14 protein-coding genes and 2 pseudogenes are annotated in these 15,045 nt (G+C 37.8%); 9 read left to right on the top strand and 7 right to left on the bottom strand.

Features of this window, described 5'->3' with window-relative positions:
* Nucleotides 1-193: 193 nt before the first annotated feature.
* Nucleotides 194-636 (bottom strand): annotated as a pseudogene (locus tag RI196_RS18705) (transposase); the annotation flags it as partial.
* 120 nt (nt 637-756) lie between these two features.
* Between RI196_RS18705 and RI196_RS01740 the strand changes: the two are divergent.
* From RI196_RS01740 to RI196_RS01710, 7 genes and pseudogenes are all read left to right on the top strand, one after another.
* Nucleotides 757-1,003 (top strand): annotated as a pseudogene (locus RI196_RS01740) (IS256 family transposase); the annotation flags it as partial.
* Nucleotides 1,004-1,353: 350 nt separating this feature from the next.
* Nucleotides 1,354-2,082: an amino acid ABC transporter ATP-binding protein gene (locus tag RI196_RS01735; RefSeq protein WP_066247113.1), complete on the top strand. Its 729-nt coding sequence runs from the start codon at nt 1,354-1,356 to the stop codon at nt 2,080-2,082.
* Nucleotides 2,083-2,103: 21 nt separating this feature from the next.
* The gene (locus RI196_RS01730; RefSeq protein ID WP_066247116.1) at nt 2,104-2,970 is read left to right on the top strand and encodes a glutamate ABC transporter substrate-binding protein; all 867 of its coding nucleotides are present in this window, start codon (nt 2,104-2,106) and stop codon (nt 2,968-2,970) included.
* Between the two features lie 63 nt (nt 2,971-3,033).
* Nucleotides 3,034-3,687, top strand: coding sequence for an amino acid ABC transporter permease (locus RI196_RS01725; RefSeq protein WP_066247119.1), 654 nt, complete (start codon nt 3,034-3,036; stop codon nt 3,685-3,687).
* 122 nt (nt 3,688-3,809) lie between these two features.
* Nucleotides 3,810-4,460 (top strand): amino acid ABC transporter permease, encoded by a 651-nt coding sequence (locus tag RI196_RS01720; RefSeq protein ID WP_066247189.1) that lies wholly within the window; start codon nt 3,810-3,812, stop codon nt 4,458-4,460.
* Nucleotides 4,461-4,521: 61 nt separating this feature from the next.
* Nucleotides 4,522-5,787: an ATP-binding protein gene (locus tag RI196_RS01715; protein ID WP_311066785.1), complete on the top strand. Its 1,266-nt coding sequence runs from the start codon at nt 4,522-4,524 to the stop codon at nt 5,785-5,787.
* Between the two features lie 32 nt (nt 5,788-5,819).
* Complete coding sequence (locus RI196_RS01710) at nt 5,820-6,749, top strand: response regulator (protein WP_117017455.1); 930 nt, start codon at nt 5,820-5,822, stop codon at nt 6,747-6,749.
* 179 nt (nt 6,750-6,928) lie between these two features.
* Here RI196_RS01710 and RI196_RS01705 read toward each other — a convergent pair whose 3' ends face one another.
* From RI196_RS01705 to RI196_RS01690, 4 genes are all read right to left on the bottom strand, one after another.
* Nucleotides 6,929-7,291, bottom strand: a complete 363-nt coding sequence (locus tag RI196_RS01705) for a hypothetical protein (protein WP_311066784.1) — start codon at nt 7,289-7,291, stop codon at nt 6,929-6,931.
* A gap of 159 nt (nt 7,292-7,450) precedes the next feature.
* On the bottom strand, nt 7,451-8,401 hold the full coding sequence (locus RI196_RS01700; protein WP_130157911.1) for a hydroxymethylglutaryl-CoA lyase: 951 nt from the start codon (nt 8,399-8,401) through the stop codon (nt 7,451-7,453).
* A complete protein-coding gene (locus tag RI196_RS01695) occupies nt 8,402-9,610 on the bottom strand; it encodes a CaiB/BaiF CoA transferase family protein (protein WP_066247132.1) in 1,209 nt (402 codons plus the stop codon).
* Between the two features lie 19 nt (nt 9,611-9,629).
* Nucleotides 9,630-10,346, bottom strand: coding sequence for a FadR/GntR family transcriptional regulator (locus RI196_RS01690; protein ID WP_158640150.1), 717 nt, complete (start codon nt 10,344-10,346; stop codon nt 9,630-9,632).
* 318 nt (nt 10,347-10,664) lie between these two features.
* On the opposite strand from RI196_RS01690, the gene RI196_RS01685 reads away from it, so the two are divergent.
* Nucleotides 10,665-11,432, top strand: a complete 768-nt coding sequence (locus RI196_RS01685) for an inositol monophosphatase family protein (protein ID WP_066247136.1) — start codon at nt 10,665-10,667, stop codon at nt 11,430-11,432.
* Between the two features lie 190 nt (nt 11,433-11,622).
* Here the strand turns inward: RI196_RS01685 and RI196_RS01680 are convergent, their stop codons facing one another.
* Together RI196_RS01680 and RI196_RS01675 are read right to left on the bottom strand one after the other, a co-directional pair.
* Entirely contained in the window at nt 11,623-12,561 is a 939-nt protein-coding gene (locus tag RI196_RS01680; RefSeq protein WP_311066783.1) for an amidohydrolase family protein, read from the bottom strand.
* 20 nt (nt 12,562-12,581) lie between these two features.
* Nucleotides 12,582-13,361, bottom strand: a complete 780-nt coding sequence (locus tag RI196_RS01675) for an IclR family transcriptional regulator (protein WP_311066782.1) — start codon at nt 13,359-13,361, stop codon at nt 12,582-12,584.
* Between the two features lie 211 nt (nt 13,362-13,572).
* Here RI196_RS01675 and RI196_RS01670 point away from each other — a divergent pair, with 211 nt between their 5' ends.
* On the top strand, nt 13,573-15,033 hold the full coding sequence (locus tag RI196_RS01670) for an aldehyde dehydrogenase (RefSeq protein ID WP_063388380.1): 1,461 nt from the start codon (nt 13,573-13,575) through the stop codon (nt 15,031-15,033).
* Nucleotides 15,034-15,045: the final 12 nt, after the last annotated feature.

The following is a 15,045-nucleotide window of genomic DNA, read 5'->3' as shown; positions in this document are numbered from 1 at the left end:
GCATTTATGTTTGTTGCGATCATTTTTTAGGATTTCGTAAATGCTTTCATTTTTTCTAAATCACAATGATGATGATAAATCAAAAAAAATTAGAACTGATTGCTGGATGAGATCAAATCGAACAGGTGGACACATCCCAATATGAAACGAAATCCATATGCTTTCATTTCCAGATCCTTTTTTATTTCTAATTTACACGGCTAAGAGTATGACAGACAATGTGAACGACACAACGCTGTACGTCGCCTTGCGGATAAAGCGCTCCTCCAGTCCTGGCAATCATCGAATACGCTTAAAGCACTTCTTGACACCTCTTGTGTAAAGGTTTTACAGAATTTTGTCCACCTACGAAAAAATCCAAAATTTTGCGATATCCTTTTTCGTTTACTCCTAACACTACATAAATGACTTTTTTTCAACCGTCGTAGTCCAAATATAAAACAGCATAACGCTTGGATAGTGGACAGTTGCGCCATTTTTGATGTCTTCTCTTTCTGGTCATACAACTGATCGTCAGGAGAATAGGGACTTTCCATCCACATGCTAATTTCCCGTGTCTTGATGATCGCTTCCTAAAGCGAGCCCGTATAATGTTTATAAAAGGGAAATTCGCGTTTGAAATTCCGAGTTTCGATCTTAGCACCAAAAGGGCATCAGTCTAATCGATCTCCGGGTAAAGAAAACGCATGGAAGTCGTTTCGGCAGTTTTCATCGGAATAATTGAGTAAATTTTAAAAGAGAAGCCCGATCTTGAGTCTCGCCTTCATGAACCTAAGCAGTAATCGAAGTGTGATGTACACGATAAATACCATCCAACGAGCGATCAAGGAGATTCGGAAACGTCTAAAGCCGATGAACAGTTTAAGCAGTTAAGAATCCGCTGAAAAAGCAGTATATTTGACCTTTCAAACTTTTAGCGAGAAATAGGCAGAACGAAAAGTTGTGAAGATTTGCAGAAGCGCAGGAAGCCCTCCAGCGAAAATTCGAAGAACGTAACAATTAATCATATATGGCAGATTCATTGCGTTTACTGCTTATTGATGCCTCTTTTTTATGGTTTAAAAACGTTAATATTTTTAGAATTTGACCCCCTAGACAGTCTCCCGCAAAGGAAATCGGTTCCCTATCAATTCCAAATTCATTCAGAAATATTGTATCTGCCCCGCATTACATAAAATTTTTTAACAGTATACTCATTTATACCATTCTCTACTTTTGTAAAAAAATATGACAAGGTTTTTTATTTGGTTTTTGTAATTTTTTGTAGATTTTCGTAGATTTAATTTAATATTAATTTAGAATTTGTTAAATATTTTAAAAATTATTTACATATAGAAAGGAGGGGGTTGATTAATGATCATTTTCCATGAAGTAAATAAACATTACGGAAAATTCCATGTTCTGCAAAATATCAATCTGCATATTAAACAAGGGGAAGTTGTCGTCATTATCGGTCCTTCAGGATCCGGGAAAAGTACACTCGTTCGTTGTATTAACAGGCTTGAAACAATTTCTAGTGGAGAATTAATAGTAGATAATGTAAAAGTTCATGACAAAAAAACAGATATAAATAAATTACGCCGCAACATCGGGATGGTATTTCAACATTTTCATCTTTATCCTCACAAAACCGTCCTACAAAACATTACGTTGGCTCCTATAAAAGTGTTAGGAATTGCAAAAGAAGAGGCTGAAAGAACTGCAATGTACTATTTAGAAAAAGTAGGAATACCTGATAAGGCAAATTCCTATCCATCCTCTCTATCCGGAGGACAACAACAGCGTGTTGCAATTGCCCGTGGTCTTGCAATGAAACCAAAAATCATGTTGTTTGATGAACCAACTTCTGCACTGGATCCAGAAACAATCGGAGAAGTGTTAGACGTCATGAAAAAGCTGGCGAAAGAAGGGATGACCATGGTGGTTGTAACACACGAAATGGGTTTTGCCCGAGAAGTTGCAGACCGAATTGTGTTTATTGATCAAGGGAAAATATTGGAGGTTTCAACACCTGAAGAATTTTTCTCCAATCCAAAAGAAGAGAGAGCAAAAAATTTCCTAAACAGAATATTAAATCATTAAATATGAAGGGGGATGTTATATATGAGCTTTCGATCATTCTGTAAGAAAATACTTTCCATTTCTTTAATTTCTATTTTATGTATATCTATTTTGTCAGCCTGCGGCGGAAAAACTACTACTAATACTACTGCAGAACAAGAAAAAACAGAAAATTCTTCCGACAATCAAAATACGTTAGAAAAAATAAAAGAAAGGGACAAATTGATTGTCGGCGTAAAATATGATTTAAATCTTTTCGGACTTAAGGATCCTAAAACCGGAAAGGTGGAAGGGTTTGATATCGATATTGCTAAAGGTTTAGCTAAAAAAATATTAGGAGATGAAAATAAAATCGAACTGAAAGAAGTAACTTCTAAAACCCGAATTCCTCTTTTAAACAATGGCGATATCGACTGTATCATTGCCACAATGACTATATCGGAAGAGCGCAAAAAAGAAGTAGATTTTTCAGATGTTTATTTTATGGCCGGACAATCTTTACTTGTGAAGAAAGACAGCAAAATCAACGGTATTTCTGACGTCAAAAAAGGTGTAACCGTTTTAACGGCAAAAGGATCTACTTCCGCTCAAAATATTCGTGAAAAAGCACCAGAAGCAACTGTATTAGAATTTGAAAATTATGCTGAAGCCTTTACTGCTTTAAAAGCTGGTCAAGGAGATGCTTTGACAACAGATAATGCTTTATTACTAGGAATGGCAAAGCAAGATCCTAATTTCCGAGTCGTTGATGAAACATTTACAGAAGAACCTTATGGAATTGCTGTCCGCAAAGGTGATACAGAATTTGTAAATACAATTAATGAATATTTAAAAGAAATTAAAGAAAACGGTGAATATGACAAAATTTATGAGAAATGGATCGGAGACGTACCAAAAAATGAAAAATAATTTAATAAACAGATGAGCGGTTTTTCACCCTCATCTGTTTCTTCCTGAAAGGAGTGATTATATTTGTTGAATTTTTCCATACTCATTGATCATTGGGATATGTATATAGAAGGCTTTTTTAATACAATAAAAGCTAGTGTATTCGCTATGATTGCAAGCTTAGTTGTAGGAACAATTATCGCTATTTTCCGTATAGCTCCCTTTCGACCACTCAATTGGCTTGGCACGATGTATGTGGAATTTATCCGAAACATCCCGTTGATGTTAATAGTATTTGTATTCTTTTTCGCTCCTTCCGCTTTGGGGTTACGCATTAATTCTTTTTTGGCAGGAACACTAGGTCTTACAACTTATACAGCCGCATTTATCGCCGAGTCGATACGTGCAGGTATTCAAGCAGTACCGAAAGGTCAAATGGAAGCTGCCCGTTCTTCCGGTTTAACATACGTACAAACGATGTGGTATATTATTTTGCCACAAGCAATTAAAATTGTTATCCCTCCATTAGGAAATCAATTTCTTAATCTTGTGAAAAACTCGTCTGTACTCGGTGTAATTGCTGGCTTAGATCTCATGTATTTCGGTGATTTAATATCTTCTGAAACATTCGTAACATTTGATGTATATATTTTTGTTGCTATGTTTTACTTGCTGTTAACTATTCCTTTAAGCTTAAGTGTCAGTTTTCTTGAACGCAGACTAGCAAAAAATAGATAAAGAGGATAGCCCTCTACCATGTAAATATATTGAATAAATTTAATTTGTATCCACTAACATGAGGTTAAGAATCTATAGGTGTTAAAGAATTGGGAGAATTTATAGAGGGAGGGGAAAACAAAATGGATTTTATTGGTGCTTATTCACCCAGTCATATCATATTTCTTTTGAAAGGATTTTCTGTCACCCTACTTGTTGCTTTTATATCCATTACCCTTAGTTTTATATTCGGCATCATGATCGGTGTATTGCGTTACACAAAAGTTCCGGTCATTAGTCACCTACTGGCCGTTTGGGTGGAAACGATTCGAAACTTACCGTTATTATTAATTATTTTCTTTACGTTTTTTGCTCTTCCAGAAATAGGATTAAAATTAGATAAAATGGCCGCTGCCATTTTAGCATTAGTAGTTTTTGAATCTACTATGTTGTCAGAAATTGTTCGAGGTGGATTAAATTCCATTGAAAAAGGTCAAATAGAAGCTGCTCGTTCTTCTGGATTAAATTATTTGCAAACTTTATGGTATATTATACTGCCGCAAGCTTTACGCCGGATGGTTCCGCCAATTGTCAGTCAATTCATTTCACTACTAAAGGATACTTCTTTTGCTGTCGTGATCTCTTTACCAGAATTAATGAATCATGCACAAATCATTAATGGCAAAAATATCAACTATGTCATTCCGATCTTTATTTTAGTTGCTCTCATGTATTTTACTGTAAATTATTTATTATCATTAGTTTCAAGACGGTTGGAAAACAAATATATCTAAATAGACGTTTCGTAGGTTTCTGGCCATAATGGTATTATAATTGTCTATGAAGGAGAATGCGATGAATAACCGCCTTTGGACACTTGTTGTCCTTGTTTTCACTACTGCACTTCTGGGAGAAATGAAAATCAATCCTTTTGATAATTTTTTTCGATTTTCATTAGGAAGTGCAATTTTCTTCTTTGGATTACTATCTTTTCGATCTGCTCCTATCCTTGTAACTGGATTTAGTACTGGCATTTTTGTTTTGCTGTTTCGGATGATGATCGATCTTATATTAGGGCGAGTCTTTTGGATCGACAGTTTCTTTATCCATTTACCCGCTGCCTTTTACTATTTTAATTTTACTTTACTCGTTTATGTTACAAAAATTCAAAAATATTTAAAAACTCCCATTCGTGTAGGAATCATTGGAGCATGCATTGATTTTTCATCTAATATGGTGGAATTATCTTTTCGCATACTAATACAAGAACAATTTACCCTCACGTTAGAAACTATTTGGATGCTACTTTTATTTGGGATTTTAAGAAGTTTTTGCGCAGTAGGGCTTTACAATATTTTAAATTTTTCTCAATTAAAAGCCATAAGCGAAGCGCGACAACATGAACTCGAACGTCTCGTTATGATCAATACAAGCCTTTATGAAGAAACATTTTTTTTGCGGAAATCAATGAGCCATCTAGAAGATATAACTAGAAAAAGCTATCAACTATATATGCGTTTAATGGAATTAGAAAATAAAGAGGCAAGTACAGCCCTTTATATTGCTGAACATGTTCATGAAGTGAAAAAAGATTCACAAAAGATTTTGGCAGGATTATCTAAACTAATGAGTCAAGAGCAACTAAACCTTCATATTTCCATTACAGATATTTGCGATTTAGTTATTAAAACAAATCAAAAATATGCAGAAGTTTTAGAAAAGCCAATTCAATTCCAAAAAAAATGTGATATTGACTTATGTACTAACCATGTATATGCTCTTCTATCTGTATTAAACAACCTTGTTTCAAACGCAGTCGAAGCAATACATCATTCAGGTTGGGTTGAACTGCGTGTAGTGGAAGATAATCACAGCATAAAATTTTTCGTAACCGACTCCGGTATTGGTATATCCGAGGAAGATCAAGACTGGATTTTTGAACCCGGATTTACAACAAAATTTGACAAAAACGGGAATCCATCAACAGGAATCGGTTTGACACACGCCCAAAAAATTGTACAAAATTTAAATGGTTCAATACAATTATCAAATGAAAAAGGACCACCTACTCAATTTATAGTAGCGATACCAAAAGATCAGCTGTTTAAAACGCTTACATAAGTATTCCATAATAAAGAAAGGGGGGGAACATGATGTACCTTCGCTTCTTCCTAATTGAAGACGATCCTGTTGTTAGAAGAATGTTGGAAAAAATAATAACAGACAGCGGGCTTGGAAAAGTTATCGGACAAGCAGATGATGGGATTAATGTTTCAATCGATCAACTCAAAAATGTGGATGTTATTCTAATTGATCTATTGATGCCTCGACTAGACGGCATTCAAACAATGAAAAAATTGAGAAGCGAAGGATTCCCCGGTCCCTTTATTATGATTTCTCAGGTTGAAAATAAAGAAATGGTCGGTGAAGCATACTTGCAGGGTGTCGACACATACATTCAAAAACCTATTAACAAATACGAAGTTGTTTCCGTTTTAAAACGAGTTGCCAACCATCTTGCCTTATCTTCTTCACTTATATCTATTCGCAATTTATTAGAAGTAATGGATGATAAAGATCAGCAACCATTTTTAAAAGCTTCTACATATTCTGCAAAGCATTCGATTGAGGAAAAAGCTTGCCATCTCCTTCTCACTTTAGGCATTGCTGGCGAGACGGGAACTTCTGACATATTAGCAGTGATAAAATGGCTAGAGGCTCGAGAACAGAATGGAAAAAATATACACGACCTTCCTCAATTAAAAGACTTATACAAACAAATTTTGCTGCAATCTGGCAATCATTTTGATGAAGAATCTCTACAAAAGGAATTGCGTGCCATGGAACAGCGTATTCGCCGAATAGTTTTACAAACATTCACCAATTTAGCTTCAATTGGATTAACTGATTATACAAATCCTAATTTCGAACATTACGCCCCTCGTTTATTTGATTTTGAAGAAATCCGCCAACGAATGGAGGAACTAAAAAATGGAGAAAAGACAACAAAATGCCGATTGAGCATAAAAAAATTTATAACTGCACTTTATTTAGAGACAAAAGAAGAAATGAATTTTCACTAGTTTCTTACATATATAGTAAAAATTATTTTTCATCAGCATCTCTTGTCCACCTCCACCGATGAATTGGAATCTATTCCCGGCAATCTGTTGACACATGTTATATCTTAGTCCTTTCTTTTATAAGGGAAATGATCCGCCGAATATAAAGTTGTAAGAAAGCAATGATCATCATACTATGTCTACTGCACAATAAAAAACTGAACCACCGCACGAATGATATAGTTGACCGAAAAAAGAAAGCTCATGGAAGGGATTTTTATGTGGAAAGCCTTCGATAACATATAATATAACAATCGGTTAAGTCCAAATTTTTTTGTAAATTTCCCTCTTTGATAGAAACATGGATCTGATGGCTTGACGTGGCAGGTAAATCCGGCAAGTCTTCCTGTCGGTCGTCTTCCCGAACAAATGATCATGTTGTCAAGGAACGTTGCGGCAGGGATCTTGCCCAGAATTCCACGTTCTCCTTGATACAGCGAATGAGTCATCGCCAGAGTTTTCGAATTCACCATTCGAGTTTCTTGCTCTTTCGTTTTCAACAACCGCCTTTAGCTCCTGTCACTTTTCTGCCCTGCTACGACTCTTTATTCAATGCCTAACAGATTGGGTTTACGCATTTCAACTGGCTCTTTTTTTTGACGGAAAAAAATTGATCGATCTTATTAGATCGATCTAAAAATATGTTTTCCATACCAATCATTTTACTTTTCTAATTTTTCCTGAGCAGTTGGTTTTGGACTCAATTTCGAACAAGGTCCTGCCTGAAGCATGTAGCTTCCTCCATCATGACCGAGCATGTTTTTTACATCTTTTGCAACGTCAATTATGCGATCTAAATGAATTCCAGTCTCAATCCCCATCTCTTCTAGTGAATGAACTAAATCCTCTGTTGCTATGTTACCCGTTGCTCCTGGTGCATATGGGCATCCGCCGAGACCTGCGACAGAACTGTCAAAATGGATGACACCTTGCTGCAAAGCGGCAACCACATTCGCCAACGCCATTCCGCGCGTATTATGGAAGTGCATGGAGAAAGTCATGTGAGGAAATTCCTTTTTTAATACGCCAAGATATTGATAGACTTGTTTTGGATTGGCCATTCCTGTCGTGTCAGCAAGCGAAACTTCAGTTATCCCCATTTTCTTATATCGATCTACAATTGTTACTATTTTTTCTAAAGGCACTTTTCCTTCGTACGGACATCCAAATGCAACGGAAATTGATCCTCCTACTTCAACATTATGTTTTTGCGCCAAATCGACAATAGGTTCAAATCCTCTTTGCGCTTCTTCCACAAGGCAGTTTGCATTTGATAAACTATGCGAATCTGTTGCCGAGAGCATAAGCTTCAATTTCTTTATTCCAGCCGCAATTGCTCTTTGGGCCCCTTTTACATTTGGCACTAAAGCCCGAAATTTAATATGCGTTAAATCTTCTATCCCTTTCACAACTTCCTCGGCGTCTTTCAACTGCGGAATTGCTTTCGGATGAACGAACGATGTCACTTCTATCGATTGAACTCCTGTGTTCGCAAGCGCACGGATAATTTTTATTTTTTGTTCAGTCGGAATCCATTGATCCTCTGATTGAAACCCGTCGCGCGGCGCAACTTCGCAAATGATGACCCTTGCAGGAAATATGGCATCACTCATTTAAATGACTCCTTTCTCTTTTAACTCGGCAAGCTCCTGTTTTGATAACCCTAATTTTCCGCCTAATATTTCTTCATTATGCTCTCCAAGCTCAGGAGCGCGGTAACGAATGGTTCCAGGAGTTTTTGAAAAATTAGGAACGACGCCCGGCACTTTTACTTTTCCAAGTCGAGGATGCTCAACTTCTACTATGTTTTTCCTAGCTTGATAATGTTCATTTTCAAAAATATCTTTAATACTTAAAATCGGACTGACAGGCACACCGTACAAATCCAATTTTTCCTGCAGCTCCTTCAGCGTAAACTGGCGTATCCAGTCAGAGACAATCTTTTGTACTTCATCGTCATGTTTTAAACGTTGTGAATTTGTATAATAACGTTCATCCTCAAGCATATCTGTTCGTTCCATTGCTTCTGCAAGCCGATTAAAAGTTGAATCAGTACTGCAAACAAGAACAACATATTTTCCATCCTTCGTTTCATATGTTCCTGCAGGACTTGAATGTCCGGCCAACCCGGGTGTTCTTTCTCTTACTATACCGTTTTGGTCATATTCAGCTACTAAAAATTCGAGCATTCGGAAAATCGATTCATATAATCCCATTTCGACTACTTGCCCTTCTGGATCATCAGTTTTATCACGGTAATATAATGCACTGACCGCAGCAAATGCAGTATATACACCAGTGATATAATCAAGCAATGAATAAGATGGGCTGACAGGCGGTCTGTCCGGATACCCTTGGATATAAGTATGGCCGCTGAAAGCGGTGCACGGAGTTCCGAACCCGGCTTTTTCGCGATACGGTCCTGTTTGACCGTAGCCGGAGATTCGAACCATAATCAATTTAGGATTTGCTTTTTTCAATTCTTCATACCCTAGCCCCCACTTTTCAAGAGTACCGGGGCGAAAGTTTTCAATTAAAATATCCGTATTTTTTATAAGTTTTTTTAAAATTTCTTTTCCTTCTTCTTTCCGTATATCTAAAGTAACTGATTTTTTGTTGCGGGCAAGCCCTGGCCATCTGAGCGGCTCATTCCCCTTCCAAGGGCCTACAGTCCGCAAAGTATCACCTTTATTGGGCAATTCAATTTTCGTCACTTCGGCGCCAAGGTCAGCTAACAGCGTTGCCCCAAAAGGAGCAGCGATCATAGTCGATATATCCAAAATATTTACTCCTGTTAACGGACCATATTTTCCTTTTTCCATCGTATCCCCCTCCAAAACATTAATTTTTCTCTGGCAGCATGCCTAATACATTGCTTCGCAAATTGCTTAAATGGACTTTCATCGCTTCCGATGCTTTTGCTTTATCTTTCTGTTTCACGGCTTCCAAAATCGCTTCATGTTCAAAAAAAGATTCAGAATAACGCGCTTGCGTCTGCAACGTTTGCTTTCGCACTTGCCGGTATAAATTCAAATTCGTATCCATAAATGAGATGAACACAAAATTATGTGTTGCTTGGGCGAGAGATAAATGAAAGTTGCTGTCTGCATCTATTTCCTCTTCCGGATTTTTTAACTTTTCTTCCATTAATTTCAATGCTTTTTCCATCTTTTCTATATCTTCTTTTGTTGCCCTTTCGCATGCTATTTCAGCAATTTTTGGCTCCAATGCTTCCCGGGCCTCCAAAAATTGAATCACTGTTGTTTTTTCGAGTACATCAATAGGGTTGATCTGATATTTCAAAATCAAGCTTTGATCGACTTTTTGAACGAACCGTCCGCCGCCTGGTTTTGAAATAATGATTCCTTCCGATTCTAAAACTCTGCATGCTTCCCGCAAAGAAGTCCTGCTGCACCCGAGAATTTTCGCCAATTCACGCTCCGGAGGCAGGCGGTCATTTGGTTTTAGTTTTCCTTCTTCTATCAGCTGCTTAATTTGATCAACAATTTTTTCGTAAACTCTCGTATTGGTGAGCTCATTAAATATATTGGATTTCATAAACATGTTCCTTTCATTTTTTTCGGACTGTTGGGCAGTCCAATTTTATTAAAATTATAATATTCTGTCATTAAATCGTCAAGCCGCTGCACCATCGAACATGTAAAACACCGTAAGATATGAAGAGAAAAGCGTTCAATGCAAGATGTAAGATGATTTTTCTTATCCAGGGCATTTCATTTCTCATGTGGAAACCTTTCATTACACTTCTAAAGCAAGTGTGTGTTAACATTCCATCTATTCCTAAATTTCTTGAAATATATTATAATTAATTAATAGCAATCAATCATTGATTCACTTTTCCGAAGGAGGAACGCAATGTATAAGCAATATTTGCCTTTTGCGATAAAGTTAGCTAAAGAGGCCGGTGAATTGATTCGGCCGTATGCAGGAAAAGCTGGGCAGCAAACATTAAAGTCAGCAAAAGATTTTGTGACTGAAATGGATTTGAAAGCTGAAAAGCTGATCATTGATCGCATTCAGGAGACATATCCTGATCACCGCATATTCAGTGAGGAAGCCGGCAGCATTGGGGGAAAGGATGAATTTGAATGGGTGATTGACCCTATTGACGGGACCATCAACTACAGTTTCGGCGTTCCGCTTTACGGAGTTTCCATCGCCCTAACCTATCAAAATGATCCAGTCGTCTCTGCTATATCATTGCCTGCTTTTGGGGAAACGTATTGGGCAGCAAAGGGAGAAGGAGCCTATTTAAATGGAAATGCTATAAACATTCGAAATGCCAGCCTGGCGGAAGCTTTTATTTCCATTGGCGATTTTGCAAAGGACGCCAATAAACAAACGAATAAAGAGCGCATTTCATTGCTTGAAAACATTGTAAACGACGTTTACCGAGTCAGAATGATCGGAACAGCTGCTGTCACTTTAGCCTACATTGCTTGCGGCAAACTTGATATCGCAGTCTACTATAAGCCTAATTTTTATGATATTGCTGCTGGACAGCTGCTTGTGTGCGAAGCGGGCGGAGCTATACAAACGATCGGAAATTATACTGTCATTGCTGATCAAAAAATAATAGACGAGATAGCACCTTTACTGCCTGTTCAGCACACAACGGCATAAAAGCAGTCCGCAAGTCTAGACTGCTTTTATGCTTTTCTGCTGCCATATAATACAACGACATTTCCGTTTTCATGATGCTGAGCCCGTTCGTGAAATAACGTTTTGCTAACAAAAACCGGAACGATGATTCAAAAGATAAATCATTTAGCGATTGATTGTCCAGCCTGCTGGCTTAAAAGACGAAAAGCTTTTAAAAATCTATTAATGAACTTGCCCCTTTGCAATGCTTTTCATTTGGAGGCCAGACAGAAAGGTCGAACGGAAAATCGGAGCCAGGCACTACTCGATCTTCTCCCACTATTCGCACTAAATAGTCAATGCTTGCTTGCTCCCACAAAACATTGTCATACCAAAAACGCTTTAAGTATTCTTTCGGAGAGGATGTTAATTTTTTTGAAACCGCTTCCCATTCTTCGTATCCTTTTTCAATTCTGCCGATTTGGTAAGGCAAAAATCCTCCGCCATGGGCAAATAATATTTTCACATTTGGAAATCGATCAATCAATCCGCTTAATAAAAGATCTGTAGCACAAATCGTTGTTTCCCACGGAACACCGATTAAATTTGGCATCATTCTTCTTTTCAAGCGAGGATCTTCGCTCAATAACGGATGAATGAAAACAATCGCTTTCAACCGATCGGCTTCTTCAAAAAATGGGATAAAAAATTCATCTGACAGCATATGATTAGCTGCCCCAGGACCGATAATGGCTCCTTTTAACCCTTTTCCCATCGCATCTGTCAAGATTTGTGCAGCTTTATCCGGGTTATTTAACGGAACCGTTGCCAGCGCAGACAATTTTTCCGGGAACGATTGCACAAGCCGCGCTAATGAATCATTATACACGCCGGATAGTTCAGCAGTGATTTCTTCCGGAAACTCGTACATAAAAAGCTGCGGTATCGGTGAAATGACGGAATGATGAACTCCCGCTTTCAATTGTTCGTTTAAAAAAAGGGTTAAATCTAAAAAAGATTTTTTTAATTCAAATCCCCATTTTTGATTAACAATCAAAAACTCTTCCTTATCCTTTTCTTTTTTCACCCATTCAGCATGAATAGTTTCTTTATGTTCTTTTACCCATTCCATCACGCCTTCAGGGATGAAATGTGTATGAAAATCATACATCTCTCCACTCTCCCACCAAATTAAGAAAAATTCAAATACCCCATTCTTTCAGAAATTTCCTTGCTGGCTGCGATCACTTGTTTCGCCATCGCTTTAAGCTTGTAAGAATTGATTCGTTGTTTTGGACCGACTACAGAAAGTGCTGCAATAACCTTTCCGGTATAATCATAAATCGGGGCGGCAATGGAATTAACTCCCTCGGACAATTCTTCAATGCTAACGGCATACCCATTCTCCCTTACTTTTTTTAAATGATCTCTCAGCTTCTCAGGATCCGTAATCGTATTTTTAGCAAAACGCTTTAACCCTTTAGATATAATTTTTTCGACCGTTTCATTTTCCGAAAATGCAATTAAAACTTTTCCAGAGCTCGTGCAATAAGGCGGATTGCGTCTCCCGATATGGGTTAAAAATCTTACGGGGTGATTGCACTCTACTTTTTGCAAATAAACAACTTCTAAATTGTCCAATACAGAAATATGGGCAGTTTCACCGGTTGCTTCGACCAGTTTATTTAGTACAGGCTGCGATTCTCTGTAAATATCCATATTGCTGAATAGCACGCCGCTTAAAGATAAAATGGATAATCCCAATCTGTATTTCTTCGTTTCTGAATCTTTATAAACAAATCCTTCACTTGCCAACGTCTTCATTGTCCTGCTGACTGTGCTTTTATTTAATCCTAGAGAATTGGATAAATCGCTTATTTTTTTTTCTGGCTCTTCCATTGTAAAGCTTTTCAATATTTTCAGCGCATTTTTGATGGAAGAAAGCTGATTTTTCTCGTCTTTTCCATTCAATGTACACCCTCCCCCTCTACATCAATTTTCTTTATACGAGAATATATCAAATATATGAACAACTGAAAAGTAAAAAATTAAATATTTCGATATTTTTAAAAATTTTTATATTTGTTGCATATATAGCAATTTAGAAGTTGAAAGTGCAACATAGGGAAACTACCATTAAAGTCACAGTTGAAATTTATGATGATATTCGGGAGGGTGAATCATGCCAATCAACTCAAACGGAACGATTAACTGCTTGCATTTTATTAACGGACAATTTGTTGAATCCGATAACAAAAGGACCTTTGACAATATTAATCCTGCAACTGAGGAAGTAATCGGAACAGTCGCTGAAGGAGGAAAAAAAGAAGTCGACTATGCCGTTTCCGCTGCCAAAAGGGCTTTGAACGGCCCTTGGAAAAACATAACATTAACGGAGCGTTCAAAAATTTTGCGGCGCATTGGCGATTTAATCCAAGAAAGACAGGATGAGCTGGCACGATTGGAATCATTGGATACAGGAAAACCGCTATCTCTTGCAAAAAAAATTGACATTCCCCGTGCTGCCTATAACTTCCACTTCTTCGCTGACTACATCATTTCGATTACGAATGAAGCTTATCAGCAAGATGATCAGGCCATTCATTATGCACACAGGCGCCCAGTCGGAGTAGTGGGAATTATCAAGCCTTGGAATTTACCTCTTTTATTATTGACTTGGAAGCTGGCTCCATGTTTAGGAATGGGCAACACAGCTGTTATTAAACCTGCAGAGTGGACTCCTTTAACCGCTACTGCATTAATGGAAATTTGCAAAGAGGCCGGTGTTCCGGACGGAGTTGTCAACCTTGTTCATGGCTTCGGTCCAAACTCCGCTGGGGCAGCAATTGCCGAACATCCTGACATTGACGCCATTTCCTTTATCGGTGAACCGGGTACAGGAGCAGCCATTATGAAAGCAGCATCTAATTCCTTGAAAAAACTTTCATATGAATTGGGCGGCAAGAATCCAAACATTATTTTTGCCGATTCAGATTTAGATGAAGTCATTGAAACTACCATCAAATCAAGCTTTATTAACCAAGGCGAAGTTTGTCTTTGCGGTTCAAGAATTTATGTAGAGCGCCCAGCTTATGAAGAGTTTTTAGAAAAATTTGTAAAGAAAACAAAAGAATTAAAGATTGGCGATCCATTTGAAAATGGCACAGATGTCGGCGCACTCGTAAGCAAGGAACATTACGAACGCGTCAACAGCTACATCGACATAGCCAAGCAAGATGGGGCAGAAATTTTAACAGGCGGAAAGCGTCCAGACGGATTAGATAAGGGTTATTATCTCGAACCTACAATCATAACTGGTTTGGATCGAAATTCCCGCTGCGTACGGGAAGAAATATTCGGCCCAGTTGTAACTGTCTCTCCGTTTGACATGGAGGAGGAAGTTATAGCCCAAGCCAATGATACACATTACGGATTAAGCGCAACTATTTGGACAAATAATTTACGGCGTGCACACAGGGTGGCACATCAAATTGAAGCAGGCATCATTTGGGTCAACACCTGGTTCCTGCGTGATTTACGAACGCCGTTTGGAGGAATGAAGCACAGCGGAATTGGCAGAACGGGCGGCATGCACAGCTTAGATTTTTATACAGAGCTTTCAAACATAACGATAAAGCTATAATTTAAGGTGCCG

Source organism: Aeribacillus composti, assembly GCF_031760945.1.
GTDB lineage: Bacteria > Bacillota > Bacilli > Bacillales > Aeribacillaceae > Aeribacillus > Aeribacillus composti.
This window is presented reverse-complemented; position numbering and strand designations above follow the sequence as displayed.

Bases quoted from the DNA above. Each gene is read 5' to 3' on its own strand.
- RI196_RS01735 (WP_066247113.1), top strand. From the start codon at position 1,354: ATGATCATTTTCCATGAAGTAAATAAACATTACGGAAAATTCCATGTT.
- RI196_RS01730 (WP_066247116.1), top strand. From the start codon at position 2,104: ATGAGCTTTCGATCATTCTGTAAGAAAATACTTTCCATTTCTTTAATT.
- RI196_RS01685 (WP_066247136.1), top strand. From the start codon at position 10,665: ATGTATAAGCAATATTTGCCTTTTGCGATAAAGTTAGCTAAAGAGGCC.
- RI196_RS01720 (WP_066247189.1), top strand. From the start codon at position 3,810: ATGGATTTTATTGGTGCTTATTCACCCAGTCATATCATATTTCTTTTG.
- RI196_RS01680 (WP_311066783.1), bottom strand. From the start codon at position 12,561: ATGTATGATTTTCATACACATTTCATCCCTGAAGGCGTGATGGAATGG.
- RI196_RS01670 (WP_063388380.1), top strand. From the start codon at position 13,573: ATGCCAATCAACTCAAACGGAACGATTAACTGCTTGCATTTTATTAAC.
- RI196_RS01710 (WP_117017455.1), top strand. From the start codon at position 5,820: ATGTACCTTCGCTTCTTCCTAATTGAAGACGATCCTGTTGTTAGAAGA.
- RI196_RS01700 (WP_130157911.1), bottom strand. From the start codon at position 8,401: ATGAGTGATGCCATATTTCCTGCAAGGGTCATCATTTGCGAAGTTGCG.
- RI196_RS01695 (WP_066247132.1), bottom strand. From the start codon at position 9,610: ATGGAAAAAGGAAAATATGGTCCGTTAACAGGAGTAAATATTTTGGAT.
- RI196_RS01715 (WP_311066785.1), top strand. From the start codon at position 4,522: ATGAATAACCGCCTTTGGACACTTGTTGTCCTTGTTTTCACTACTGCA.
- RI196_RS01690 (WP_158640150.1), bottom strand. From the start codon at position 10,346: ATGAAATCCAATATATTTAATGAGCTCACCAATACGAGAGTTTACGAA.